Source organism: Sunxiuqinia elliptica, assembly GCF_900113005.1.
In the GTDB taxonomy this organism is placed as follows: Bacteria; Bacteroidota; Bacteroidia; order Bacteroidales; family Prolixibacteraceae; genus Sunxiuqinia; species Sunxiuqinia elliptica.
This window is the reverse complement of the sequence record NZ_FONW01000001.1, coordinates 188,871-214,619: the sequence shown is the minus strand read 5'-3', so window position 1 is coordinate 214,619 and position 25,749 is coordinate 188,871. Positions and strand designations below refer to the sequence as shown.

Annotated in this window: 20 protein-coding genes; 12 read left to right on the top strand and 8 right to left on the bottom strand. The window is 42.2% G+C overall.

Features of this window, described 5'->3' with window-relative positions; translation table 11 throughout:
* Positions 1-39: 39 nt before the first annotated feature.
* Genes glmS through BM156_RS00745 form a run of 3 tightly spaced genes read right to left on the bottom strand, consistent with a single transcriptional unit; the run spans position 40 to position 4,121 of the window.
* The gene (glmS, locus tag BM156_RS00755) at positions 40-1,878 is read right to left on the bottom strand and encodes a glutamine--fructose-6-phosphate transaminase (isomerizing) (protein WP_093917908.1); all 1,839 of its coding nucleotides are present in this window, start codon (positions 1,876-1,878) and stop codon (positions 40-42) included.
* A gap of 40 nt (positions 1,879-1,918) precedes the next feature.
* A complete protein-coding gene (locus BM156_RS00750) occupies positions 1,919-3,289 on the bottom strand; it encodes a DUF4270 domain-containing protein (RefSeq protein ID WP_093917907.1) in 1,371 nt (456 codons plus the stop codon).
* A 28-nt stretch (positions 3,290-3,317) separates the two neighbouring features.
* Positions 3,318-4,121 (bottom strand): glycogen/starch synthase, encoded by an 804-nt coding sequence (locus BM156_RS00745; protein WP_093917906.1) that lies wholly within the window; start codon positions 4,119-4,121, stop codon positions 3,318-3,320.
* Between the two features lie 154 nt (positions 4,122-4,275).
* On the opposite strand from BM156_RS00745, the gene panC reads away from it, so the two are divergent.
* From panC to BM156_RS00700, 9 genes are all read left to right on the top strand, one after another.
* A complete protein-coding gene (gene panC / locus BM156_RS00740; protein WP_093917905.1) occupies positions 4,276-5,118 on the top strand; it encodes a pantoate--beta-alanine ligase in 843 nt (280 codons plus the stop codon).
* Between the two features lie 11 nt (positions 5,119-5,129).
* On the top strand, positions 5,130-5,480 hold the full coding sequence (panD, locus tag BM156_RS00735) for an aspartate 1-decarboxylase (RefSeq protein WP_093917904.1): 351 nt from the start codon (positions 5,130-5,132) through the stop codon (positions 5,478-5,480).
* An 84-nt stretch (positions 5,481-5,564) separates the two neighbouring features.
* The gene (gene rfaE2, locus BM156_RS00730; protein WP_212733380.1) at positions 5,565-6,053 is read left to right on the top strand and encodes a D-glycero-beta-D-manno-heptose 1-phosphate adenylyltransferase; all 489 of its coding nucleotides are present in this window, start codon (positions 5,565-5,567) and stop codon (positions 6,051-6,053) included.
* Positions 6,054-6,055: 2 nt separating this feature from the next.
* The gene (radA, locus tag BM156_RS00725) at positions 6,056-7,420 is read left to right on the top strand and encodes a DNA repair protein RadA (protein WP_093917902.1); all 1,365 of its coding nucleotides are present in this window, start codon (positions 6,056-6,058) and stop codon (positions 7,418-7,420) included.
* A gap of 41 nt (positions 7,421-7,461) precedes the next feature.
* Entirely contained in the window at positions 7,462-8,802 is a 1,341-nt protein-coding gene (locus BM156_RS00720; RefSeq protein WP_093917901.1) for a GntP family permease, read from the top strand.
* A gap of 93 nt (positions 8,803-8,895) precedes the next feature.
* On the top strand, positions 8,896-9,435 hold the full coding sequence (locus BM156_RS00715) for an RNA polymerase sigma factor (protein ID WP_093917900.1): 540 nt from the start codon (positions 8,896-8,898) through the stop codon (positions 9,433-9,435).
* On the top strand, positions 9,392-9,841 hold the full coding sequence (locus BM156_RS00710; protein WP_093917899.1) for a hypothetical protein: 450 nt from the start codon (positions 9,392-9,394) through the stop codon (positions 9,839-9,841). The genes BM156_RS00715 and BM156_RS00710 overlap by 44 nt, the downstream gene beginning before the upstream one ends.
* A 72-nt stretch (positions 9,842-9,913) precedes the next feature.
* Positions 9,914-10,822 carry a DUF4252 domain-containing protein gene (locus tag BM156_RS00705; RefSeq protein WP_093917898.1) on the top strand — a complete coding sequence of 303 codons (909 nt, stop codon included), beginning with the start codon at positions 9,914-9,916 and terminating at the stop codon, positions 10,820-10,822.
* 102 nt (positions 10,823-10,924) lie between these two features.
* Positions 10,925-11,848, top strand: a complete 924-nt coding sequence (locus BM156_RS00700) for a CPBP family intramembrane glutamic endopeptidase (RefSeq protein ID WP_093917897.1) — start codon at positions 10,925-10,927, stop codon at positions 11,846-11,848.
* Here BM156_RS00700 and BM156_RS00695 read toward each other — a convergent pair.
* From BM156_RS00695 to BM156_RS00675, 5 genes are all read right to left on the bottom strand, one after another.
* A complete protein-coding gene (locus BM156_RS00695; protein WP_093917896.1) occupies positions 11,841-12,575 on the bottom strand; it encodes a hypothetical protein in 735 nt (244 codons plus the stop codon). The genes BM156_RS00700 and BM156_RS00695 overlap by 8 nt on opposite strands.
* A gap of 184 nt (positions 12,576-12,759) precedes the next feature.
* Positions 12,760-13,752 carry a quinolinate synthase NadA gene (gene nadA, locus BM156_RS00690; RefSeq protein ID WP_093917895.1) on the bottom strand — a complete coding sequence of 331 codons (993 nt, stop codon included), beginning with the start codon at positions 13,750-13,752 and terminating at the stop codon, positions 12,760-12,762.
* Positions 13,753-13,953: 201 nt separating this feature from the next.
* Complete coding sequence (locus tag BM156_RS00685) at positions 13,954-17,163, bottom strand: beta-galactosidase, LacZ type (RefSeq protein ID WP_093917894.1); 3,210 nt, start codon at positions 17,161-17,163, stop codon at positions 13,954-13,956.
* A gap of 377 nt (positions 17,164-17,540) precedes the next feature.
* The gene (locus tag BM156_RS00680; RefSeq protein ID WP_093917893.1) at positions 17,541-19,481 is read right to left on the bottom strand and encodes an endonuclease; all 1,941 of its coding nucleotides are present in this window, start codon (positions 19,479-19,481) and stop codon (positions 17,541-17,543) included.
* A gap of 138 nt (positions 19,482-19,619) precedes the next feature.
* Positions 19,620-22,334: a TonB-dependent receptor gene (locus tag BM156_RS00675; RefSeq protein WP_093917892.1), complete on the bottom strand. Its 2,715-nt coding sequence runs from the start codon at positions 22,332-22,334 to the stop codon at positions 19,620-19,622.
* An 837-nt stretch (positions 22,335-23,171) separates the two neighbouring features.
* Here BM156_RS00675 and BM156_RS00670 point away from each other — a divergent pair.
* From BM156_RS00670 to BM156_RS00660, 3 genes are read left to right on the top strand one after another with little or no spacing between them, the layout of a single operon-like run.
* Positions 23,172-23,645, top strand: a complete 474-nt coding sequence (locus BM156_RS00670) for a hypothetical protein (protein ID WP_093917891.1) — start codon at positions 23,172-23,174, stop codon at positions 23,643-23,645.
* A 57-nt stretch (positions 23,646-23,702) separates the two neighbouring features.
* Positions 23,703-24,035, top strand: coding sequence for a PadR family transcriptional regulator (locus BM156_RS00665; protein WP_093917890.1), 333 nt, complete (start codon positions 23,703-23,705; stop codon positions 24,033-24,035).
* 47 nt (positions 24,036-24,082) lie between these two features.
* On the top strand, positions 24,083-25,690 hold the full coding sequence (locus tag BM156_RS00660; protein WP_093917889.1) for a PspC domain-containing protein: 1,608 nt from the start codon (positions 24,083-24,085) through the stop codon (positions 25,688-25,690).
* Positions 25,691-25,749 lie beyond the last annotated feature (59 nt).

Below are 25,749 nucleotides of genomic sequence, written 5' to 3'. Positions count from 1 at the left end.
TACTAATTTCAATAGTATTTGCTGTTTACTCGTATTGATTTATTCAACGGTAACCGACTTCGCTAAATTGCGTGGCTGATCGACATCGCAGCCTCTTAACAGGGCAATGTAGTATGCAAATAACTGTAAAGGGACTACTGTAAGCAGTGCGGCAACAGCTGGGTGCGACTCCGGAATTTCAAACAAATCGTCAGCCATTTTTCGAAGACCATTGTCCCCTTCTGTAACGACGGCGATAATGTTTCCTTTTCGGGCTTTTACCTCTTGGATGTTGCTAACTACTTTTTCGTAGTAGTCGTCTTTGGCTGAAACAACAACGACTGGCAGATTATCGTCAACCAAGGCTATTGGCCCATGTTTCATTTCTCCGGCCGCATAACCCTCAGCGTGCATATATGAAATTTCTTTTAATTTGAGCGCTCCCTCTAAAGCAACAGGAAACAGGTAGCCACGTCCCAGATAGAGCGCATTGATAGCGTCTTTGTACTTTTCTGCAACCGTTTTGATGTAAGGATGGCTCATCAGGATGGTTTCGATCTTTTGAGGAATCTCCAACATTTCCTGAATGAGTGTTTCGTAAAGCTTCTGGTCGATCTCTCCTTTGCCTTTCGCTAGTTTAAAGGCTAACAAAGTCAATACTGTTACTTGGGCGGTGAATGCTTTAGTCGATGCGACACCAATTTCTGTTCCGGCATGCGTGTAAACTCCTGCATCAGTTTCGCGGGCAATGCTGGAGCCAACAACGTTGCAGATTCCTATAATCAAAGCGCCTTTGGCTTTCGCCATTTTGAGTGCGGCAAGTGTATCGGCTGTTTCGCCGCTTTGGCTAATGGCAATGACCACATCATCTTTGTTGATAATGGGTTTGCGGTAACGAAATTCCGATGCGTATTCCACTTCAACGGGAACACGGGCATATTCCTCAATCAGGTATTCCGCAACCAATGCAGCATGCCAGGAGGTTCCACAACCAATGATGATAATCCGTTTGGCTTCGACCAAACGAGGAAAAACATCCATTAAACCACCTAAGACGATCTCGTTTTGATTGGCCCTAATACGTCCTCGGTAGGTGTCGGAAATGGTTCGTGGTTGGTCAAAAATTTCTTTGAGCATGTAGTGATCGAAGTCTCCTTTGTCCAGGTCTCCAATGCTCAGGTCAATTTTTGTCACCTTAAAGTTGGCCGGATCATTTTGTACCGTTTTTAGGGTGAGGCTATTTTTCTCTACAATTGCGACATCACCGTCATTGAGGTAAATAACACTGTCGGTATATTCAATAATCGGACTGGCATCTGAGGCTAAGAAGTATTCGCCTTGGCCAATTCCAATAACCAGCGGACTTCCTTTGCGAGCAGCAATCATTCGCTCTTTTTCCGACTTGCAGATGACAACGATACCATAAGCTCCGACCACCTTTGATAAAGCCAGGCGAACGGCTGTCTCTGCATCGGTTACCTCGTCCATCAAATAGAAATATTCAATCAGGTTGGCTAATACTTCGGTATCGGTTTCTGATTGGAAAGTATAACCTTTGTTGGTAAGGTCTTTTTTTAGCCGCGCATAGTTTTCGATAATACCATTGTGCACCAAAACAAAATTGCCGTGCATGGATTGGTGTGGGTGAGCATTGGTGTCGTTAGGCTCACCGTGCGTTGCCCATCGGGTATGCCCGATTCCAGAGTGTCCTTCGATATTTTTATCGGCGACAAAGGCCTCCAGTTCACTTACTTTTCCCTGTCGTTTGAATACGTTTAGGGAATGGTCATAAATAGCAATACCGGCGGAATCATATCCCCGGTATTCTAAGCGTTGCAATCCTTTAATTAGGATTGGGAAAACATTTTTATCTCCAATATAACCAACTATTCCACACATAATTTTTAAGGGTTTAATTTTGTGGAACCGATTGGTCGTGCTATTTCAGTTTCGTGTAAGTCACTTCCAGACGAATTCCAACATGACTACTTGATCCTTTTAATACCACTCTGCGTGCTCTTTCAGTTTGATAAAGGGTTGACAGATAGAATCCGTCATTGGTTATTTCATCTTCATCAATGATTTTTTGCAGATGGTGTGTAATATTGAAATTATAAGTTGCTTCTTCGCTGTTGTAAAAGCCACCATAAAGGGCTGGCGAAACCGTAAAATCATGAGGTAAATAAAGGTAACCTTCATCACCCTCTTCTTTACTTCCGTCAATGGCACTAAGCACAACAGATAAAGGGATCTTATAGTTGCGGAAATCTGAGGCAACCGTATCAACCTGAAAGATCAACTCTGCCTTGTTGATGATTATATTTGCGGAATCTTCCCAGTTGTCAAGCGTTGGAATATCAATCTTGGTGCGAAGCCCTCCTGTTGTTTGCAGGTAAATCAGGCTGTCTGGCTCAGAAGGATGCTCATTCAACTGATCGGCAAATGGCGTATTGGTATAATCATGCGTAAAGCTATTGATCCGGGCGGAATTCTTGTTCACCCGATATATGACAGAGTCACGATTCGCAGTGTCTTTGTCGGTCATATAGGTATAATATAATCTTAGATTTGAACCAGCGGAAAGGGTGTTTAAGCTTAATAGAGCTCCTCCATTATCAACGTCTTGAGATTCAATATATAGCCCCTTGAAGAATTCAGTAAAAACATCGTTATTGATCATGTCCAACGAGTCAGCATTGGCTAGTTTTTGGGCTAGCGCATCATCTAAACGAATGGCCAATTCCTGAATAAGCGTATCGGTTTCGGTTGAATCCATTCTGAAAGTCGGATAAAAGTCCAATTCACCAATCGGATTTGGATTGGCCAGTGCTTTTAGATCAACATCTTGGTAGTAAGGGTAATCTCCCGTTCCTGTTACGTCTGTTGTATCCAGAAAGATAGATTCTTCGAGTTCATACACCTTCAAGGTTTGCATGGTTAAGGTATCTCCATATAGCTCCTTGTAAAGAAAGTATAAGACCAAAGAGTCAACCTGAGTGATATCTTTAAAATCAGGATAGCCACCCAGCCGGAAATGCGTGGCGAAATGACTGGTTGTTTTTCCAAACAGAGGATCGTTAAACGTTCCAAACAAATTGTAGTTGGGTTCGTCGGTACGCAACAACATATCTTTTTCAGTATATGCCGATATGGACTCTTTTTCTACGTCCTGACCTACTGTTTTTATATCAGAACCAGGCAGAAGTTCCATTCCTGTTCCGTTCGGATCCTCTTGACAATTCCACAAACCAATAGCCAATAAAGTAAAAACTATTGCTAGTTTACTTTGAGTTGCAAGTTTTCTTTTCACGCAAACATTGTTTTGTCAGTCCACTTACTTACAAGACCTTATCGTAAAATTCATTGTAAGCGTCGATGTAAGTTTCTTCGGGCTGATAATTTAAAAATAATTTGTTTTTGGCCTCAATATATGCTGTCAAATTTGGATTAATTTGCTCGCTGCCCTGAATAACGGCATCGGCATATTCAATTCCAAGTTTGCTCATATTCTCATATGTTGGTTCCTCTAATAACTTGATATTTTCTTCATTTATTCCGTCGAGCAAAACATTTTGCTTGGTATTAGCACTTAACGGATTGTTGAAGTTTTCATTGTATAGCGAGTACACAACTTTTGAATTGGCGAACAACGGATCGTCGTGGTAAGCCGTTTTAATATAAAGTGGAACCAATGACGCTAGCCATCCGTGACAGTGAATTAGGTCCGGAGCCCAACGTAATTTGATGACTGTTTCCAATACTCCACGAGCAAAAAAGACTGCCCGTTCGTCATTGTCCTCAAATTCTTTGCCTTTTTTGTCTTTTAAGATTTCTTTTCGATGGAAATAATCTTCGTTATCAATAAAATAAACCTGCATACGGGCAGCCTGAATAGAGGCCACCTTGATAATAAGTGGATGATCGGCATCATTGATTACCAGGTTCATCCCTGATAGCCGAATAACTTCATGTAACTGATTTCTACGTTCGTTAACACTACCATACCGTGGCATGAATGTGCGGATCTCCCGGCCTCTCTCCTGGATTCCTTGAGGCAAAAACCTCGATTTAACCGACATTTCTGATTCTGGAAGGTAGGGGGTAATTTCTTGAGAGATGAATAATACTCTTTTCTTTTCCATTGAAACATTGCTGAATTTGATTGTGCGAAATTAGTAAAAATATCGCGAATATTCAATTTTAGGAGGTTACAGGAGTCTTAAAAAAACTTAAGAAGCAAGTCTGTCTATTGTTTTGATTTATTTATTTACTTTGCACCATTAATTCAATTCCTGTATGCTGGTTGTAAAGGAAATAAAAGAGTTACAAGAACTCATAAGGAAGAAAAAAGAGGAAGGAAATACGGTTGGTTTTGTACCAACCATGGGCGCTCTGCACCCCGGGCACCTTTCGTTGGTAAACATTGCCGGGCAACAGTCAGACTTTGTTGTTGTTAGCATTTTTGTGAACCCTACCCAGTTTAATGATAAGAATGATTTGATTAACTATCCTCGGACTTTGGAACGGGACCTTAGCTTGTTGGATCCGACTGCCTGTCAGTTGGTCTTTGCGCCTGAGGTTGCTACCATGTACCCTGAGGAAGATAAGCGTCAGTTTAACTTTGGCAAGTTGGAGCAGGTGATGGAGGGGCAATTCAGGCCTGGTCATTTTAACGGCGTGGCTCAAGTGGTTAGCAAGCTATTTGATATGGTTAAGCCAGATAAAGCCTTTTTTGGCTTGAAAGATTTTCAACAACTGGTGATTATCAAAGCATTGGTAAAGCAACTGAGTATGCCAATCGAGATTGTGCCCTGCCCAATCATGCGGGAAGAAGATGGTTTAGCGATGAGTTCGCGAAATCAACGGTTGAGTCCGGAGCAACGCGAAAATGCACCTCATATCTACCAAACGCTGAAAGAAGCGCGGAACAAAGCCTCTGAGATGAGCGTAAAAGAACTTAAGCAGTGGGTTGTTTCAACGATTGATCAAAACCCCTATCTGCAAACTGAATATTTTGAAATTACTGATGATGAAGATCTTAATGCGGTGGAACGCTGGGAGGACCCCCTAAACAAAGTGGGTTGCGTTGCTGTTCATTGTGGTGAGATTAGGTTAATTGATAATATTGTATTTGAATAAAAAACGATAGCATGTTTATTGAAGTTTGTAAATCGAAGATACATAAGGTGAGTGTTACCGAAGCCAACTTACAGTATGTTGGAAGTATCACGATCGATGAGGAATTGATGGATGCCGCAAACCTGATTGAAAACGAAAAGGTGCAAGTGGTCAATATCAACAATGGAGAACGCTTGGAAACTTATGTGATTAAAGGTGAACGAAATTCAGGAGTCATCTGCCTTAATGGACCGGCAGCCCGAAAAGTGGCCGTTGGTGATGTGGTAATTATTATCTCTTATGCCATGATGGATTTTGAGGAAGCTAAAAGCTTTAAGCCTCAATTGGTATTCCCGGATATCGAGACCAACAAAATCGTATAGATACGGTTTTCGACCATATTTTGAACCTCAAGGCTTTTTTTAGCTTTGGGGTTTTCTTATTTTTACTGCTTATCCTTCAGTAAAATGATGAACGAACTAACAGCCAAGATCTACCCTTCATGCGACGCTTTTTTTAACACCCTGAAAATGTGGAAAACAAGCAATCAGAAACTGGTTTTTACCAATGGTTGTTTCGATTTATTGCACCGGGGACATATTGATTCTTTGCTTAAGTCAGCTGCTTTGGGCGATAAGCTGATTGTGGGCTTAAATACCGATCGTTCCGTAAAACAACTGAAAGGCTCTAAGCGGCCTCTGATGGATGAGCAGGCTCGTGCTTTGATGCTTGCGGCGCTTCAGATGGTGGATGCGGTTATTTTGTTTGACAAAGAAACACCTTACGATTTGATTAAATTCGTACAGCCCGACGTACTGGTTAAGGGCAATGAATATGCCATCGAAGAAATTGCCGGTTACGACATTGTCCTGGCTCGTGGGGGAACGGTGGAAACCATCGAGCTGACGAAAGGATATTCTACTTCTGCTTTAATCCAACAAATAAAAGATCTCTGACTATGGCTAAAGTCAAAACAGTACATGTGTGTCAAAACTGCGGTAATCAGTCTCCCAAGTGGGTTGGTCGCTGTACCAGTTGTGGTGAGTGGAATACCTTTGTGGAAGAAGTGGTAGTAAAAGAAACCAAGAGTCCGCTGAGTTCGCGAACAGCAAGTGGGGCGAAGCCTCAAAAGTTGAACGAGGTAGGTATTGAGCAAATTCAGCGAATTGACTGTTACAACGAAGAGCTCAATAGGGTTCTTGGAGGCGGATTGGTGCCGGGATCAATGGTGTTGATTGGCGGTGAACCGGGGATCGGAAAATCAACCTTGGTTCTTCAGGTCGCACTTGATTTGAAGTCGCGCAAAATCTTATATGTGTCTGGAGAGGAAAGCATCCAGCAAATAAAGATTCGGGCTAATCGTTTGAAGCGCGAGAACGAGAATTGCTATTTCCTTAGTGAGACATCGCTGGAGAATATCATAACGCATTGTGAGCACTTGGAACCCGAAGTATTGGTTATCGACTCCATTCAAACGGTAGCTACTGCTCATATTGAATCTTCACCTGGCTCGGTTAGTCAGATCAGGGAATGCACCAACGGTATTTTGAAGTTTGTTAAGGAAAGAAGGATTCCTGCCATTCTTATCGGGCACATCACGAAGGAAGGAAGCTTGGCGGGGCCAAAGGTGCTGGAACATATGGTGGACACGGTCCTGCAGTTTGAAGGCGAAAATCAATACCTGTACCGAATTCTACGATCGATTAAAAACCGGTTTGGATCAACTTCGGAACTGGGCATTTTTGAGATGAATCAGGAAGGGATGCGAGAGGTGAGTAATCCTTCGGAGCTGTTGATCAATCGTGATCATAAGGGGCTGAGCGGAACGGCTGTTGCCGCGGCAATTGAAGGTAATCGTCCGTTACTAATCGAAATTCAATCGTTGGTCAGCACGGCTGCGTATGGAACGCCACAGCGATCGTCTACCGGGTTTGACCTACGAAGGCTCAACATGTTGTTGGCTGTGCTTGAAAAGCGGGCCGGTTTTAAGTTGGCGGCGAAAGATGTTTTCCTGAACATTGCCGGCGGCATTAAGGTTGATGACCCGGCGATTGATTTGACCGTTATATCAGCCATTCTTTCTTCTAATTTTGACTTGGCTATTGACAAGGAGCAGTGCTTTGCCGGAGAGGTTGGTTTGTCGGGCGAAATTCGTGCGGTTAACCGGTTGGAGCAGCGTATTGCTGAGGCCGAGAAGCTGGGGATGAAGAAGATCTTCGTTCCAAAGAGTGGGAAGAATTTAAATTTATCTAAATTTAAAATAGACATTGTTGCAGTTGACCGGGTCGATGATTTCTTCCGGAGGCTGTTTCGAAAATCCTAAACTGACATTTCCCGCAACACGAAACCTAACAAACCAAACCAATGAGCCAACATGTTATTCTACTCGGAGCACTTTTGATTTCCGTTCTATTTATCATTGTGGGAACTACCAAACTGAAAATGCATCCTTTTCTGGTTTTGCTTTTAGCTAGTTATGGCGTCGGTTTTATGAGTGGAATGCCGGCACCGGATATCGTTAAAGTCATTACCGGTGGATTTGGAAACATCATGGCTTATATTGGTATCGTGATTATCCTGGGAACGATTATCGGCACCATCCTGGAAAAATCAGGAGCGGCCATTAAGTTGGCCGAATTGGTGATTCGGTTGGTTGGAAAGAAGTATCCGACATTGGCAATGGGCTTGATTGGTTACATTGTCTCCATTCCGGTATTTTGTGATTCTGCCTTTGTGATTTTGTCTTCTTTAAAACGATCATTGATCCGGAAAACCGGTCGTTCGGCAATTGCCATGAGTATTGCGCTGTCTACAGGTTTGTATGCTACTCATACCCTAGTTCCTCCAACCCCCGGGCCGATAGCAGCTGCTGGCAACCTGGGAATTGATAACCAATTGGGAATGGTTATTTTGCTTGGTTTGTTGGTTGCCGTTGTTGCCATGCTTGTTGGTTATTGGTGGGCAAACTATACGGGGAAGCGCTATCAAAGCGAGGAAGATCATTTGGTTGAAGAAGATCAGGTAATCGATGAACGACAGTTGCCTTCTGGTTGGCTTTCGGTACTCCCAATTTTCTTACCGATTATTTTGATTGCCATTCGCTCAATTGTATTACTTGTGGTTGAAAATGAAACGGGTATTTTGTTCCAAACGATTAATTTTCTGGGAGATCCGGTTAATGCTTTATTTTTAGGATTGTTTTCTTCATTCTTATTGATCAAAGGAAAGTCGGAGAAAATAACTGAATGGGTTGGAAGTGGTATTCAGGCTTCTGCTTCTATATTAATAATAACAGGAGCTGGTGGAGCTTTTGGTGCCATGCTTAAAGCAACACATATTGGCGACTCACTGGGGGCTTTGTTGGCTGATTACGAACTAGGAATCTTCTTGCCATTTATCATTGCTGCTGCATTGAAAACGGCTCAGGGTTCTTCTACGGTTTCGTTGGTTGCTACTTCTGCATTGATTGCGCCTTTGCTTCCTGGCTTAGGACTTGATTCAGCTATGGGGAAGGCACTTTCGGTATTGGCTGTTGGTGCCGGTGCAATGACCATCTCTCATGCCAACGACAGTTTCTTTTGGGTGGTGACCCAGTTTAGTAAGATGCCGGTTTCTGTTGGCTATAAAACCCACACACTGGCTACCCTTTTTCAAGGGCTGGCTGCTATGCTAACCATTTATTTTTTCAGTCTTGTTTTGTTGTAATTCAGGTGGTTACTTCTTTTTGGTTGTCGCTTTTTCAAGAAAAAAGACCGTAACTTGTTACAAACTTGTAACTGAATCGTTTTTAATGTTGAAATGACTGCTGAACAATTTAAACAAGACATACTCCCTTGGTCTCGTAAGCTTTATCCGATGGTGAAGCGTTTGCTAAAAAATGAGGTGGATGTGCAGGATGCTCTGCAAGACATTCTTATAAAGCTATGGAACAAGCGGGAGAATATTCAGCAGTATGAAAAACCAGAGGCGTATGTGTTGACCCTGTGTCGGAATCACTGCCTCGATGTACTGAAAAAGAAGCGGGATCAGTTGGTTGATGCCGCGGAGGACTATCGGTTGATGAACCTGCCGCAGCAGGGAGTTAGCCATGAGGCCAGGGAGAAGCTGGCTATTGTGCATCAGGTGATTGAGCAGCTCCCGGACAAATACCGGGAAGTCATTCAATACCGTGAGATTGATGGGCTAGGCTTTGATGAAATCAAACAAATGACAGGGTTTGAAGTCCCTCATTTACGAGTGATTTTGTCGCGGGCCCGGGTGATGATCAAAGAAGAGATTCGAAAAATCTACGATTATGAACAAAGAACAAGCAGACAAGCTGTTGGAAAAGTACTATAAAGGGGAGACTGAGCTGGACGAGGAAGCTTTATTGAAAGACTTTATCGCTGGTGAAGAGGAGACTTTTGCTGATGAACAGTTGATTTTTGACTACTATAAAGAAGAGGCAAAAATACCAGAAGGATTGGAAGATCAACTGCTAAAGGGGTTTATGCAACAGCAAAAACCGAACAAAACGATTAAGCTGCATTGGATGAGGTATGCCTCGGTTGCTGCAGTGCTTTTACTGGGTGTCGTGTTCTGGTTTAGCGGATATCAAAAGCATCAACAAATGCTTGCAGCTGATGAACAGTTTGCCTTGATGGAGCGGGCTTTGATGGAAGTATCCATTGGCGTTCAGCCACCGGAGAATGATGAGGTAGTAGTACTTTTTAAAGATGAGAATTTGGAAATCATTGCGAAATAGTGTGTTTAAAAAAATAAGAAGTACTGAATGTCTTTAGATTTTTAAACATTTAGCAAATAAAAAATTAAGCAGATGAAACAAGTAGTAATTATTTTGGTTGCCTTACTGTTTGTGTTGCCGGCTAAAGCACAAGGTATTTTTGATGAGCTGGTGGAAATGTATTCCGAGGTGGAGGGCTTTAGTGCTGTCCAGCTAACCAGTGACATGTTTGAGCTTTACCTGAAAAAGAAGAACATTGCGGAAGATGATCCGGTGTACGAAGTGTTGAACGAGTTGGAAAACATGTCGGTAGTGAGCCAAACGATGAATACAGAGGATGAGGAATTAATGGATGAAATCAAAATGATGATTCGAAGCCATTATGAAGAGAATAATTATTCCTTATTTAAGACTGAGAAGCAAGCCAATAGCGATTTGAAGATTTACATTAATAAAGAGAACGATGATATAACCAGCATGGGTTTGCTTAGCAGCAATAGCATATCAGTAAACCTGATTGAAATGAATGGGATCATTGATCTGGCGAACATTGCGAGCTTGAGTCGTGCTATGAATATTCGCGGGCTGGAGCAGTTGCGTGTTTTTGATAACAGGCAGGCACCGGATAACTTCTTTTTTAATTACGAGTTTGCTATGCCAGATATGAGTCGTTATCAGATGTCGGAGGAGCAACGCAAGGAGATTGAAAAGCACGTTGGTGAAGCAAGAAAAGAGTTTGAGAAGCACCGTGCTGATTTTATTGAGCATCAAAAAGAATTGGGTGAATACCAGAAGGATTTTTATAAAAAGTATAAAAAGTACCCGTTAATTATCAGTGGGTCTGATAGTAAAAATGCCGAATATTTCATCAACGATGAAAAAGTCGATGTGGAGGATTTCCATAATGTAGATTCAGATGAGATAGAATCCATCGAGGTTACTCGCAAAGAGGAAGGCAAAGAAAAAAATGCGCAAGTAAAGATTTACCTCAAGAACAGGTAGTTTGTATCATAGTTTTAATGGCACGGACAAACCGGGAAAGTTGTTTCCCGGTTTTTTTTTTGACTGGTGCAGCTTATCTTTGGAGACTCAAAAATTTCAGTTATGGCTTTTACTGCATTTCGGGGAATGAAACCCGCTTCTCAGTTTGTTATGGCAGCTTTTATTGTTCTGGTATCTTTTGTTGCCGTTTTTATCCTTTCGATTTTGGTTGCTATTCCGGTAGTGGGAGCCTCTGATATGATGAATGGGCTTTCCGGTTTTGATCCTTCAGATCCTTCGGCAATTGCTTTGTTGAAGTATTTTCAGGTGGTACAGTCCATTGGTTTGTTTGTTGTCCCGCCTTTTCTGATTGCTTACTTTTTTGAAGGACAACCGGCGAACTATCTGCTGTTAAACCGAAAACTGGATGGTGGGGTAGTCATTGTTGGTCTGTTGGCTGTGTTGGTTGCCGGTCCTTTGGTGGGTTTCACAGGCGCATTGAATGAGCAGATGCATTTGCCCGAGGCTTTAAGTGGAATCGAGAGTTGGATGCGGACGATGGAAGATCAGGCCGCTAATTTGATCGAACGCTTTATTCAGGTTGAAACGGTATGGGGCCTGCTGTTTAATCTTTTTATGATTGCTGTGATTCCCGCCATTGGGGAGGAGTTGTTGTTCCGGGGCGTGGTGCAGAAGATCTTTACGCAAATGACCCGAAACTATCATTGGGGAATTTGGATTTCAGCCTTTCTGTTTAGTGCCCTTCATATGCAGTTTTATGGCTTCATTCCACGGATGGTTTTAGGAGCCTTGTTTGGCTACTTGCTGGTTTATTCCGGATCGATGTGGTTGCCTATTTTGGCACACTTTGTCAATAATGCCGTGGGTGTACTAATCTTGCATGGCGAGCACGGAGGAAGTGAAACAGTGGAATCACTGAATCAGTATTCTGAATCATTTAGTTCGTCATTTGCAATTGCCTTGATGAGCTTGGTGTTGTGTGTCGGGCTTTTGTATGTAATGCGGAGAAAAACCAGTATTAGTTGAAGTTGAGGTTGGTTTGCAACTTCTCAGCTTCCATCTTTTTTAGCTCCGATTTCCGGAATACATAAGCAACTCCATATTCCTGAGCTTTGGCACGACGAGTTTCTCCGGGCAGTGCCTCAAAAGTTTCCTCAATCTCATTCCACAATTGCTGAATAATGGCATCTGCGTCTTCTCGCATTTCCTGCATTTTTAGAGAAGCCCGGTTGGTATTGTTCTGCAGAATTTTTTGATGGTGATAGGCATCTTTGAATGACTCGTAGTGTACTTTCACCAAAGCAATGGATGGGCTGTAAATAGCGCTTCCTCCACGCATGCAGCGTTGTTGTTCGCCGGCCATAATACGTTCTCCCCAAGCTAGGATATCTTTTTCAAGGTTGAGCGGGGGAACTTTGGATGAGTGAACATCGAGTCCGTAGAATTCGCGTACTTCGGGTTTCATCTCTTCACGAAGAATGGCAAAATTCAGCACCTGCACAAAGTGAGATACATAAAGCTTGGCCTTTTTAAAGATATTGCCGTATTCGTTGGAGCGATCGAATTGAATTTGCTTGGCTGCTTGCAGTTGGCGCACTGCGTTCGATAATCGAGGGTATAGAATCTGGATTTTTTCAAGCGTTTGCTGACTGAAAGCTAACTCACTTAGTGCAGTTCGCTTACCCTTTTCCAAAGCCATTTCAATGGCTTTCATTCTGGCTTGATCCGTATTAGGCAACCTTCTGTACGGCATAAATTCTATTTTTCGATTAATACGAAGATATGAAATCCAAACAAGCGTTTTGGTGTATTCGCAGCAAAACTAATTAACAGCTTCCTGTTCACAAGTGAGTATTAACGGGGTATTCGCATGCTTTGAGCGAATGCGCTAAATTAAAAATGAGCAACTTAGCGAATCCGACTTGTGAGGAATGATTTTACTTAGAAATTTCAAGCATTCTTTCGATTGGAACCCGAGCTTTATCAATGACGTCCTTCGGAAGGCTAACTTCCGGAAGTTCATGCTTCATACAGATGTACAGCTTTTGCAGGCTGTTTAGCTTCATGTACGAGCAGTCGTTGCAAGCACAGGTTGAATCATTTGAAGGAGCTGGAATAAAGATTTTATCGGGGCAAGCCTTTTTCATTTGATGCAGAATACCACTTTCAGTAGCAACAATGAATTTTGTAGCAGGGCTTTGCTGGACATAATTCAGCAGCGAACTGGTGGAGCCAATGTGCTTGGCTAACAGTAAAACAGGCTTCTCGCACTCAGGGTGAGCAATAAACTCAGCATCTGGATGAGCATCCATTAGTTCAATAATCTTCTCAACTGAATACTGTTCATGAACCATGCAGGCACCATCCCAAAGCACCATTTCTCTGCCGGTTTGGCTATTGATGTAATTTCCCAGGTTTTTGTCCGGAGCAAAAATCAATTTGGCATCTTTCGGAAAGCTCTCCACGATTTTAACGGCATTGGATGAAGTACAAACAACGTCGGTCATCGTTTTCAGGTCGGCCGTGCAGTTGATGTAAGAAATCACCTGGTGATCAGGATATTTTTGCTTGAAGGCAGCGAATTTTTCAGCCGGAGCCGATTCGGCCAGCGAGCATCCTGCTTTCAGGTCAGGTAAAATTACTTTTTTGGACGGATTGATGATTTTTGCCGTTTCAGCCATAAAGTGAACGCCAACAAATACAATCATTTCAGCCTCAGTTGTTGCTGCGGCCTGTGCCAGTTGCAAACTATCGCCAACAAAGTCGGCTATGTCCTGCAACTCTCCTTCTACATAATAGTGGCTTAGAATGACTGCATTTTTCTCTTTCTTGAGCCGGTTTATCTCGTCCACCAGTTTAAGCGTGGGGTCAATTTTCTCATCAATGAAACCTATTTTTTCCAACTGCTCCTGTGCCTGTAGATTTTCCATCTTTTAATACTCCTTTTTTCAGAATAATGGGCGCAAAATTACGAATTCCTCTAAAAAAACGTATCAGAAACTTGAAATGTTTTGATTTTGAAAAGGTCAGCTCTGTTTTTTAAGCTTAATTCCTGTTGAGGCTGACAAAAAAGGCCCCGACTAAATCTTCGTTAGTCAGGGCCTTGCCTCGTAGGAGAGGAATAAATAGTATTAATTGAGTTTCAATTTTGCATTGACAACCGGATCGATTTCCGAAGTCAATGGGCGCATTCTAAACGAATAGCTGTAACTTTTTTCAGTTAATCGGTATTGTTCATGTGTCCATGCTCCCCAACTGTTGTCACCACCAACTCCCATTTGTTTGTAGTCGATGTTGACTGATGTAAGCTCTCTTGGCTTCACGTCGGTTGTGTGACGACGAAGAGGTTTTTTGCCATCTCTCAAGACGCCATCTGTCTTTGCTGGCGATTCAAAATCTTCCATGATGTTGTGGTGCGCGCTTACCGATAACAAAGGTTCGCCGACAAACAACAGGCCTTCTCCGGATTGATTTGTAATGGTCATCCAGCGAACATCAGTTTTATTTCCGTTTTCCTGTGGACGTAAGTAGGCCCAGTATTGGTCGGCTACCGATCCGGAGTACAGGCCAACGAAGGCAGCTGTTTTTCGGTCAGCGTAAGATTCCTGAGGTCCGCGTCCAAACCAGCTCATTTGGTCGAACTGGCGAGGCATTTGCAGGTTCATTCCCATGCGAACGATTTCGGGAAGATCGTCTTTTGTCATCTTAAATTGGTTGTCAACAACAACATCGCCACTTCCGTAGATGGTGTAGACTGACTCATAGTTTGCAATCGCGTTGCCATCTGAGTCTTTCAGCTTAAATTGAATGGCAACTTTTGCTTGCTGTTTTGAAATCGTTGTTAGTTTGATGGCTGTAACTTCTCTGTTTTCGCCAGCTTTACGCCAGACACGACTGCGTTTATGCAGGTTGTTTCCATAGTCATTATCAATTGGGGCTCGCCAGAAATTCGGGATAAGGCCTTCTTTGATCAGTTCGGTATTGTTGCTTTTGAAGCTGCTCATGACACCCGCTTTCTTGTCAAAGGTCAGGCTGAAACCTTCACCTTTAACTGAAATTGCATCAGCGGTCTCATTGGGTTCAATTGCTGGGAAACCAGAGATTGCTTCTTTATTTCCTGGTTTGAAGAAAGGCAGCTCCATTTGTTCTGCAGCTAATTCATAGTTCGCAGGAACCAAATTTTTAGCCGCTTTTGTTTTTGCTGAGAAGTTCAGGAAATATTCAGTGCCTGGCTCTGGATTAATTGAGTAATCCAAGCTGACAGTTTTACTTGCTCCTGGAGTCAATTCAAAGTTTTTCAGTTCTCCTTGCTTAATGACCTTGCCGTCGGCTGTGATGTTCCAGCTGATTGCCAGCTCACTCAGGTTATTGAATGTGTATTTATTGGTGATCTCAACCAATCCTTTCTTCAGGTTTTTGGCTTTGAACCCAACATTTTGATATACCTTTTTTACCTCTAGCAGGTGAGGTTTTACTCCGCGATCTGGATCAACCAATCCATTGAGACAGAAGTTGCCATCAGAAGGAACAGTGTCTGGTCCGAAGTCGCCACCATAGGCCCAAAATTCTTCACCTTGCTCATTGGTGGTTAACAGTCCTTGGTCAACCCAATCCCAAATACAGCCTCCTTGAAGTACATCATAGGTCTCGATAACATCCCAGTAATCTTGCAAGTTACCAACACTGTTACCCATGGCATGGGCGTATTCGCATTGGATGTATGGCCTTTCTGGATTTGATTTGGCATAGTTTACCATGTGTTGGATCGGAGCATACATGGGGCAGACGATATCTGTATTTTCTCCTTGTTCAGCACGCTCATATTGAACGGGTCGAGTTTGGTCAACTTTCTTCAGGTATTTGTAGGTTTCTTTGAAGTTGACACCGTTACCAGCTTCATTCCCCAGTGACCAAATCACTACAGCTGGTTGGTTCTTATCCCGTTCGTACATGTTGATGGTACGATCCATGTGAGCTTTGCCCCATACCGGATCTTTCGCCAGTGATTCTTCGCCATAGCCCATTCCGTGCGACTCAATGTTCGCTTCATTAATCAGGTATAAGCCGTATTGGTTACAGAGTTTGTACCACAGTTCGGGTTGTGGGTAGTGTGAAGTACGAACCGTATTAATATTGTGAGTCTTCATCACTTCAATGTCTTTCAGCATGGTTGCTTTGTCAACAACATGGCCATTAACATCGTGGTGTTCGTGAAGATTAACCCCTTTCATATAAATGGGTTTTCCGTTGACCAGCAGTTGGGCGTTTTTGATTTCCACGGTGCGGAACCCAACATCTTGCCGGATAACTTCCAATGTTTTCCCATCGGCATCTTTTAAGGTAAGTAGCAGCAGGTATAAGTTGGGTTGCTCGGCAGACCATTTCTTCACATTAGTAATTTGTGTTTCAAATGGAATGCTTTTTAAACCTGGTTTTAAGTCAAGCTCTTGTTTGAATGACTTAACGGATTGCTTGCCATCCCGAAGTTCAGCCTCAAGAACAACTGGCTGCTGTGTATCGCCTGTGCTTTGTAGTTCCACTTCCAGTTTGAATTGTCCGTTTTGGTAGTTTTCATCCAAGTTGGAGTGAACGGTGAAGTCTTGTATTTTTTGATCATGACGAGCCATTAAAAAGACGTCACGGGTCATTCCGCTCATGCGCCAGAAATCCTGATCTTCGAGGTAGCTGGCATCGCTCCAACGGAAAATCTCAACGGCCAAGGTATTCTTTCCACTTTTCAAATAAGGGGTGATGTTGAATTCTGCAGGTGTTTTGCTGTCTTCGCTGTAGCCTACGAACTGTTCGTTAACCCATACATTGAGCATTGAACTGGCTGCTCCAAAATGAAGGATAATTTCTTTTTTGCTCCAAGCAGCAGGAATTTCAAACGTTCGTTTGTAAGATCCTACGGGGTTGTAATCCCCCTGAATAAGTGGAGGTGTTGTTGAGTGTGGATACTTGACGTTTGTGTAGATGGGGTAGTCAAAACCTTTCATTTCCCAATTTGAAGGAACTTCAATTTCATCCCAATCTTTGGTGTCATAATCATCTTTGAAGAACCAGAAAGGGCGTTCTTTTGGATTTTGAGCTAAGTGAAATTGCCAAGTACCGTTTAGTGTTTGAATAAATGGTGACTCCCAAATTTCATCGGCTATTGCTTCCTCTTCGGTAGCATAGGGAATGTAGTGTGCACGTGGTGCTTCTTTGTTGATGTGTATAATTTGGGGATCTTCCCATGGTTTTGGATTGGGTTCCTGAAAGGGAACATCTTCGTATTTACTGGTGCATGCTATGCCAACAAGCATGAGTAAAATTGAAGCAAATGAGTAGTAGCTTTTCATTGGTTTAAATTGTTTATTTCTAGGATAGCTCATACCTGCCTGAATGATAAAGCCAGGAAAGGAACTTGCAACCGCTCTATTTTTAATGCTAAAAATTTAACCTAACCGGTTGGTACTGGTAGGTACGCAAAAATCCTAAAAATATTTCTGAAAAACAAGAAAAAAAGAACTCCAAAAAATAGGTAGTCAACTTTTTATAGCGAAATGCCTGCTGTTGAAAACGCAAAAAGACAGGCAATCCGCCTGTCTTTCGTGGCTTACTATTTCGAGGTAGATCTTATTTTCTTTCTACAAATTGCTTTTAAAATCCCACATTTAGCACCAGCGATTTTGGGTGTTTTAGTCAAAGTCGGAGTGTTGCAAACTGGCATAAAGCTCTACTCTACCGTCCGAATAAACTTATGCCGGCTTAACTGATCATTGTTCGATCGCAGTTCCAGTAAGTAAACTCCCGGAGCTAAATCGGTAACTTGTAGTTGCTTTTTGTTGCCTGTTTGGCTTCTTATTAATTGGCCGTTGAGGTTGTATAGTTTTAATTCTTTGATTTGCCGCTTGGTTTTAATGTATAGGTAATTGCTGGCTGGATTTGGATAGATTTCAGCAAAGCTTGTTGGTTGTTTTAAATCAGGCGCATTGGTTAATAGATCGATATCAGATTTGTTGCGAGGGATCAATTGGTAGGTATCCTTGTATTGACTCAGGATGCCAGTGATGTTGAGGTAGCCGTTAGGCAGTGTTTCTCCGGCAAGGCGCGAGTCGTTCGAGAAGTAAACGGTGGCTGCTCCATCGGCATCAGTGATGGTAAATGATGCCTCTTCGTTGGGAATGGTTTGACCGGCTTCTCGAAAAAATGAGGCTCCGTGAACACTGACCAGCATGCCTTCATAGGCTTCACTAAAATCTGCTGTTGTGATTGTTTTGGGAGTTATCGCTTCGTTATTCCCGAAATTATAAATGTACTCAACATCCAATAACTCGGTTAATTGGTTGTACTCATCAATGGTTCCTCTAACAATAAGGCTGTCGCCTACTTGTCCGCGGTAAAGAGTGTTGTAGACATTGATCCCCGCATGGGTTTCTTCGTTGGTTTGAAGGTAAAAGGCGTAGTCAAAATTCGCGGTTACCCGGCCCGCGATGGTGACCGTTTGTCCTGTTTGGGGACTTTGGTCTCCGGTGCCCTGCACATCAGGAATGGAAGTGATTGTTTCCAGCGGTGTTGTTTCGGGATAACGGTAGCTGGCTGTCCAAAGGTAGGTGGAGTCAGCAGTTACTGCACGTGCTGTTAAGTGTAACCAATCACCCGCCTGCATTCCTGCTGGGGCAAATTCTGCCGAATAGGTGCTGCCATTGGCTTGCATGGTGGCTTGGTTATCGCTGGATTGATAGGAGGCTCCCCAGGTGAGCTGCAGCTCATTAATGTTAGATTCTCCTTCTGCTGTTATGGCGAGATTGATGGCTTCACCTGGTTTCGGGAACTGGGGTGTCATTTGGAAGTTGGAGAACTGAATCCCTGTGGGTGTTTTTTCTCCCCAGATGAAATCGGCAAACTCGGGATGATCGACAAAAGGATTGCGGTTTTGTTGTGATTCATAGATGCGTTCGTTGCGTCGGCGTTCCAATTCAGAAGGCGGATATTGTCGGTTCCACTCAAGTAGGGCGTCCAGGTTGCCATGTAATGGCTTCGGATAGGTGTTGTTGTAGCGAGCCAGTTCCAGGTCCATTTCTTCGTTGGTGCCTTCGTAACGGGTGGCCATGTAAAAAAGTGTTCGGGCAACCTGACCTTTGGTTGCTGGTCCGGGTTCCCAGGTCGAATCGGTAAAGTAGCAATAAATCGCTTCCGGGTGTTGGCTTCCTTTGGGTTGAATGTTGTCAAAATCTTTGTTTCCGCGATCTTCATTCACCGAGGCGTCAGCTGGGTGCAGGTTATGCGCATCACTATCCATTGGGCGGATACCGGAGAAAGTGCCGTGAGATTTTGCCCAAACATGTTCGCGGTTGATGTTGTCACCACCGGTTCCGTATTGGCTGGCATCGCGCGATTCCTGTAAATAGAACAGGATGACATTATCGGGATTATTCGGATCGGCATCAGCATAATTGATAATGTTTTTTGTAAATGAATAGGAGAAGTCAACGTGGTTGTCGATCAATTCATTTAGAATCGTTTTTAGTTCGTCTCCGCTTTTTCCTTCCACATTATTGTAATAGCCCACAGGCTGAGCATGTGACTTAGTGAATGCGAAAAGGGTAAGGAGGATGAATAGCCATTTGTGCATGTGCTTACTAGTTGAACTGGTTTGTCGGGTTTTAAATATCATTTTCAGCAGGTTGTTTAGTAAATGAAGATATAAATTATCTGAATACGAGTAGGCAGAGCAAAGAGGTCGATTTTAGGAGAATGTGGAAAATAAAAAATGCCGCATTTAGCGGCATTTTTTATCGATATGGTCAATGTCTTAGAAGCTTAAGCTAACAGAAGCATTCCAGGTTGTTCCATTTCCAAAGTACACTTTGTTTTTCATATTAACACCTTCCCATTCTGCGTCTCCGCTTGTAGGGTGGATGTTTGTGTCTGATTGTGTGATGAATTGTTTGTCCAAAACGTTGTTAACATTAATTCTGAATTTCAACACACTGTTGTTCTTCATGTACCACCGGTAAGAAGCACCTGCATCAAGCAGTCCGAAAGAAGGTAACTCAAGAGAACCTTCATGGCCCTTTGTGTCAAAAGACTCAGGATCAATACTTGCATAAAGGTTGCTGTAGTTGCGGTAATCTGCATCAACAGAAAGACCTTTGGCTATTTTGTAATCAGCTAATAGTCCAAATGAAGTTTGAGCAGCATCTCCTACTTTAACGCCATCAAGGAATAGTGTGCTTGAGCCACTTCCAATTGGGTTTCGGTTCTCATCCCAGATATTGGCATTTACATCACCTGCATACTCCCAATCTCCAATTGAGGCAAAACCTCTTAAAGTAAGGTTGTTTGTTATTCTAGATTCGAGTTCAACTTCAAGTCCAATGTGTTTCTCAGCTACATTTTCAAATAGCGCAACATCATCGCGCTCACCATCATTGTCAAAGTCTCCTGACTGGCGAATTTGACGATCGCTCCATTTGGTGTAATAAGCGTTGACATCAACGTCCAAAGATCTGCTACGGAAACCATATCCTGCTTCTAGTCCTAGAATTCCCTCATTGCCTACATCTTCGTTAACGTCATTTAAGTAGTTCAGGAATAAATCATCGAAGAATGGTTGACGTGAATAGTAACCTGTATTGAAGAATACGTTGTGTTGTTCGTTGATGTTGTAGTTTCCACCAGCTTTAATGTTGAATCCTTCGTGATGTAGTTTTTCAGAAATTTGATCGTCAGGGTTCGAATAAGAGTGGTAGTCAAAACGTTGGTAGCTTTGAGTTGAGAGTGCTCCTTGAATAAAAGCAGATACCACTTCATTTTTGTATTCTAATTGACCAAAAATGCCTGAGTATGAGATTCGTTCATTGTTGTGGTAGTCTAATTTGTCATCAAGAACGTCGTTTCTATTGGTCCAGAACATGTATGGACTAGCTTCGTGTTGTTGGGTATAAACACGTCCTCCTGGGAACATTTCCTGAAATCCTGCTCCATTGTAGTTATCATCCCAGTAGCCATCTAATCCCCATAGATTATCAACAACTCTGAAGTGTTCTCCAAAATAAGTTCTGAAATCTGCTCCAACGTTGTAAGAGAAGTTTTCGTTGATTTCGTGATTGAAGTTTGTAACTGCTCCCAACCAGCGGTGCATGTTCATCGATGCTCTTCTTATCGCTCCGGTTCCGTATTTACCAATTGTTTTTCCAGGGATATTGAAGTCTTCACCTGAGCTGTCGATTGCTTTGTTATTGGCTTCAATTTGATCAAAATCAAGTTGTCCATTGCTATCATAAATATAGTAGTCCCGACCAGAGCCATAACCACCAGTTCCTCCTCCTTGTCCTACTGAGGCATATAATACAGTAGACAGTGAAGTTGTTTTGTTGATGGTCCAGTCCCAGTTTAGGTTTGCAACCGGTTTGTGGTAAAAGTTTTCACGCAGCGAATAAACATCTCCTTTGTAATAACCCCAGTTGTTATTGAAGCGCTGTTCTTTATTGCTGATTTTGCCATCCCCATTTCTGTCGTAGTCCGAGAGTGTTTTTGTGTAATTCTGGTAGTGCCACTGTGGAGCTCCTGTTGCAGAGAAATTGAAAGAGTGCTTTTTGGATGGTTTGTATCCAACAGAGATAAAGTAGGTTTGACCTTGTCCTTTGTTTCCATCGTTGTATCCATCACCTTGCCAGTGTGAAAGTAAAATACTCATACCCCATCCTTTATCATTTAACCCAGTAGAATAGGATGCAGTGTATTTTGTGTAAGCATCGTTCCCCATCAGAATAGAGGCTCTTCCTCCTTCTTTTAAATCGGTGGCTTTCGTTACTACGTTAATTGTAGCACCAACTGAAGAAATTGCAAGCTTAGAGGATCCCAGGCCTCGTTGAATTTGGACAGCGTTAGCAATTTCTGTTAGCCCTTGCCAGTTGGACCAGTATACTTTTCCGTCTTCCATACCATTAACTGGTTGACCATTGAAAAGTACTGCCAGGTTTTCTTGAGAGAAACCACGAATGTTGATTCTGGAGTCCCCATACCCACCTGCTTGACTTGCAACATAAACCGAAGGTGTGTTTTTCATGATCTCAGGGAATTCTTGATTTCCTGATTTTGTTTGCAGTTCGGTTAATTTAATTGTTGATACAGCAACTGGAGTTTCTCGGTCTTTGGCGATGTCAATTACTCCATTTCCAACAACAACCAACTCATTAATCGCGATAGAGCTTGTTTCAAGCATGATTGTTTTTAGAGTGATTGTTTGGCCTTCTGAAACGCTCACATTTAGCTTTTGGGTGTTGTAGCCCACATAGGAAATTTGGAGTGCGTGGCTCCCAGCCTCAAGGTTGAGTGAAAATTCGCCATTCATACCAGTCACGGTACCCGTAGTTGTCCCTGATTTGACAATGCTGGCACCAATTAGGGATTCGTTCGTTTCCGAATCAACAATTTTCCCTTTAATCGTTCCCTGCGAGAGAGCAACTAAAGAACTGAGGCCAAATACGACCAGGAACGCAAATTTCAATAGATGTGTTTTCATAGAATGTAGTTTTGGAAAATGAATTTTGTCAAGATATTACAAATCATGTATATAAGAAATGATCTTGCATAATAGATATTAACTTGCTATTAACAGGTTATTAACGGGTTTGGTTGAAATGTCTTGTAATACACGTGAGATGCAAAGGAACATGATAGTTTTAAATTTAATGTAAAGTATAAGTTAAGTATAGAATGATTTTAAATAGTTTGTTAGCTAGGGGTTTATTCGTTTGTCGATGGATTGAAAGGTAGTCATTTTTTACGTTGCTTTGATAAATTGGAAGTGAATAAGGTATTATTAAATACTGAACTTTTCAGAAAGAGATGGAGACAGCTTTAATATATAGGGTATAAATTAACGATGACTTTGCTGTTTCTTTGAAATTGATGAGTCCTCTTAGGGGATATAATCGATAATAAATAGGTCAAATTTGTTGGAGTTGCTTATTTTTTTTTAATTCTTTTTGCCTAAAACTTCTTTCTATTAAACAATAATTCCCCCCCGTTTTATAAAACTTCTATAATTCCTAAAAAAAAATCTAATTTTTTTGATTTTCTAAATAGCTGTCAATTAGAGCTTTGTGTTTTTTCTTCAAGAAAATTTTAAAATATATGGTACTTTGTATTGCATAGTTCCATTTAATGTTCATATATTTGTATAGCAAGAAACAAGGTAAAGAATGGAAGTAGTTTAAAAAAAGTTCTATATAACTTGTAACGAAAACAAAAATTAGTCGTCTTAAAGACAGAAAACAGAAACAAACAAGTTCTCAAAGCAATTAGAAAACAATTAGGAAAACAGAAAACAGAAACAAAAGGACAGGAGGCCCAAATCATGAAAACACAAAACAATCAAACAGGAAACAAAAGCAATCAAGTAGAACGCGTATTGTTAAAAAGTGCAGCAGTTATTGTTAGCTTTGTATTGATAAGCTTTACTGTTAGTGCACAGGGATTTTGGAAGCAATTATTAACCAACAACAGTTTTGGAAAAGTGGCGATGTTGATGGTTGAAGAGTTGGAAGCAGATGCCGCCACAACATCCAACGCACTGCCGGCTAAAGCTGAAAGTTCAGCATTTTACATTGAGGAGGCTGTTGAAGAGCCGATGGAAGTTGAAGCCTGGATGACCGATGATGTTTATTTTGGCGCTTTTGTAACCATGGCACAACCTGAAGTTGAAAAGAGCTTGGAAATTGAAGAATGGATGTCAAGCGACAAGCATTTCAGCAACCGGTTTAGCCTGGAGACTGATCGCGAAATGAAGTTGGAGGCCTGGATGACCGATGATAAATACTGGAGAATGTAATTCCAACAGGTCGGTTCCGGTAAGTTCCATCACTAATGTTCAAGAAAGGGAGAAATCATGAAGATCGAGAATACAAAAGCACAAATGCGAAAAGGGGTTTTAGAGTACTGCATTCTGCTGGTACTGGACGGGAAACCCCTTTACGCAAGTGACATCATCGATGAGTTAAAAAACTCAAAACTGATTGTCGTTGAGGGAACCTTGTACCCGTTGTTAACCCGTTTGAAAAACGCCGGATTGCTGGCATACAAATGGGAAGAATCAACCCAGGGACCTCCTCGTAAGTACTATGAATTAACAGAAGTTGGGAAGCAATTTGTTGTTGGATTGGGAGAGTCATGGAATGAACTGGTTGAGGCAGTTAACACCATTAAGCTAAGCAAGTCGTAAATAGCATACAGAAAAACAAAAGCACAAACGCACAAAAACAAACTGAGATGAAAAAGACATTTACAATTAATATTAGCGGCAGCGTTTTTCACATTGATGAGGATGCTTATCAAAAGCTGCAGACCTACTTGCAAATGCTTAATGCACACTTTGGTTCGGACGAAGAGGGACGTGAGATTTTGCAAGATATAGAAACCCGGATTGCAGAGCTTTTCAGTGAAAAGATGAGCAAAGAAGATAAGAATGTTATTCTTGAATCGTGGGTTGATGATGTGATCAGTCGGATGGGTAAACCAGAAGACTTTATGGAAGGAGAAGAAGAGGAAGAGGAAACGGAAAAAGCAACCGAAGGAGCAGCCGGCTCAACGGCAACAAATAAAATAAAAAGACGCATGTACCGTGATCCAGACCATCGGGTATTGGGAGGTGTTTGCGGCGGAATGGGAGCCTACTTCGGTGTTGATCCGGTGGTTCTTCGTATCATTTGCTTTGTCCTGATTTTCTTGACCAGCGGTGCAATTATTCCGGTATACCTGTTGTTGTGGATTGCTGTTCCAAAGGCAAAAACAACCGCTCAACGCTTGGAGATGCGCGGGCAGGAAGCGACTGTTTCCAACATTGAAAAGTCAATTAAAGAAGAAGTAACCGAGGTAAAAGCCAGCTATAAAAAATTTCGTAGTTCTGATTCCTATAACAAAGGACGCGAGCAGGTCGGACGTTTTGGCGAAATGACTTACAGTGTTCTGCGAGTTCTTTTAAAAGTTGTCGTGGTTATTGTCGGAGTAGGATTAATCCTATTTGGTTTCGTAGGCTTGTTATCATTTTTGACATCGATGATTGTCGGCCACTCATTCATGGAAGCTGCTCCATGGCTTTCTGGATTAGGCCCTGAGTTTCACGTGCCTGGTGTAGCGAACTATTTTATTAGTGCAGGCTCTTTGACTATCCTACTGGTAGCTATCGCATTCTTAGTCGGAATTCCATTGCTAGGCATTCTGTTTGTCGGTACCAAAATGGTCTTTCGTTTCAAAACCAATAATAAACTAATTTTCTTAGGAGCACTAGGTGTATGGTTGGTGGCTTTGGTTACAGTTATTGTGGTATCGTTGGCGCAGGTTGATGACTACAGCAAGCAGACTACGGTTAGCGAAAGTAATGTGGTTTCCTGTGAGGATTGCGAAACACTTTACCTGAAACTAGGAGATGATAACTATAGCCAAAATTACTACGACTACATGGATCTGGATCGCATGAAGGTTATTTCAGAGAATGGAGAAACCATTCTTTTGGGTAATCCTCGCTTAGATGTGGAAAGCAGCAGTACGGATGACTTTGTAATCTTGATCAGAAAGAAAGCAAGGGGAGGCAGTTCTGAAGAAGCTAAGGATCATGTGGAGGAAATCGTTTACCGTTACGACGTGAAAGACTCGACCATTTACTTCAATCCTTATTATCGCTTGGAGCAGGGAAGCCGTTGGTTGCAGCAAGAAGTTGATATTACTGTTAAAGTTCCTGAAGGAAAACGGGTTTATCTGGATGACGACCTGATCAAAATTATCTACGATATCGAAAATGTTTCGAATACCTGGGATGGCGATATGGTGGGTAAGTATTGGAGAATGACTCCTCTTGGTCTGGAAGAAGACCCTTCGTAATTAGATTTAGATATACTGAAAACGTAACAATAAAAGTTTTGTGTCCTTGTGTTTTTGTT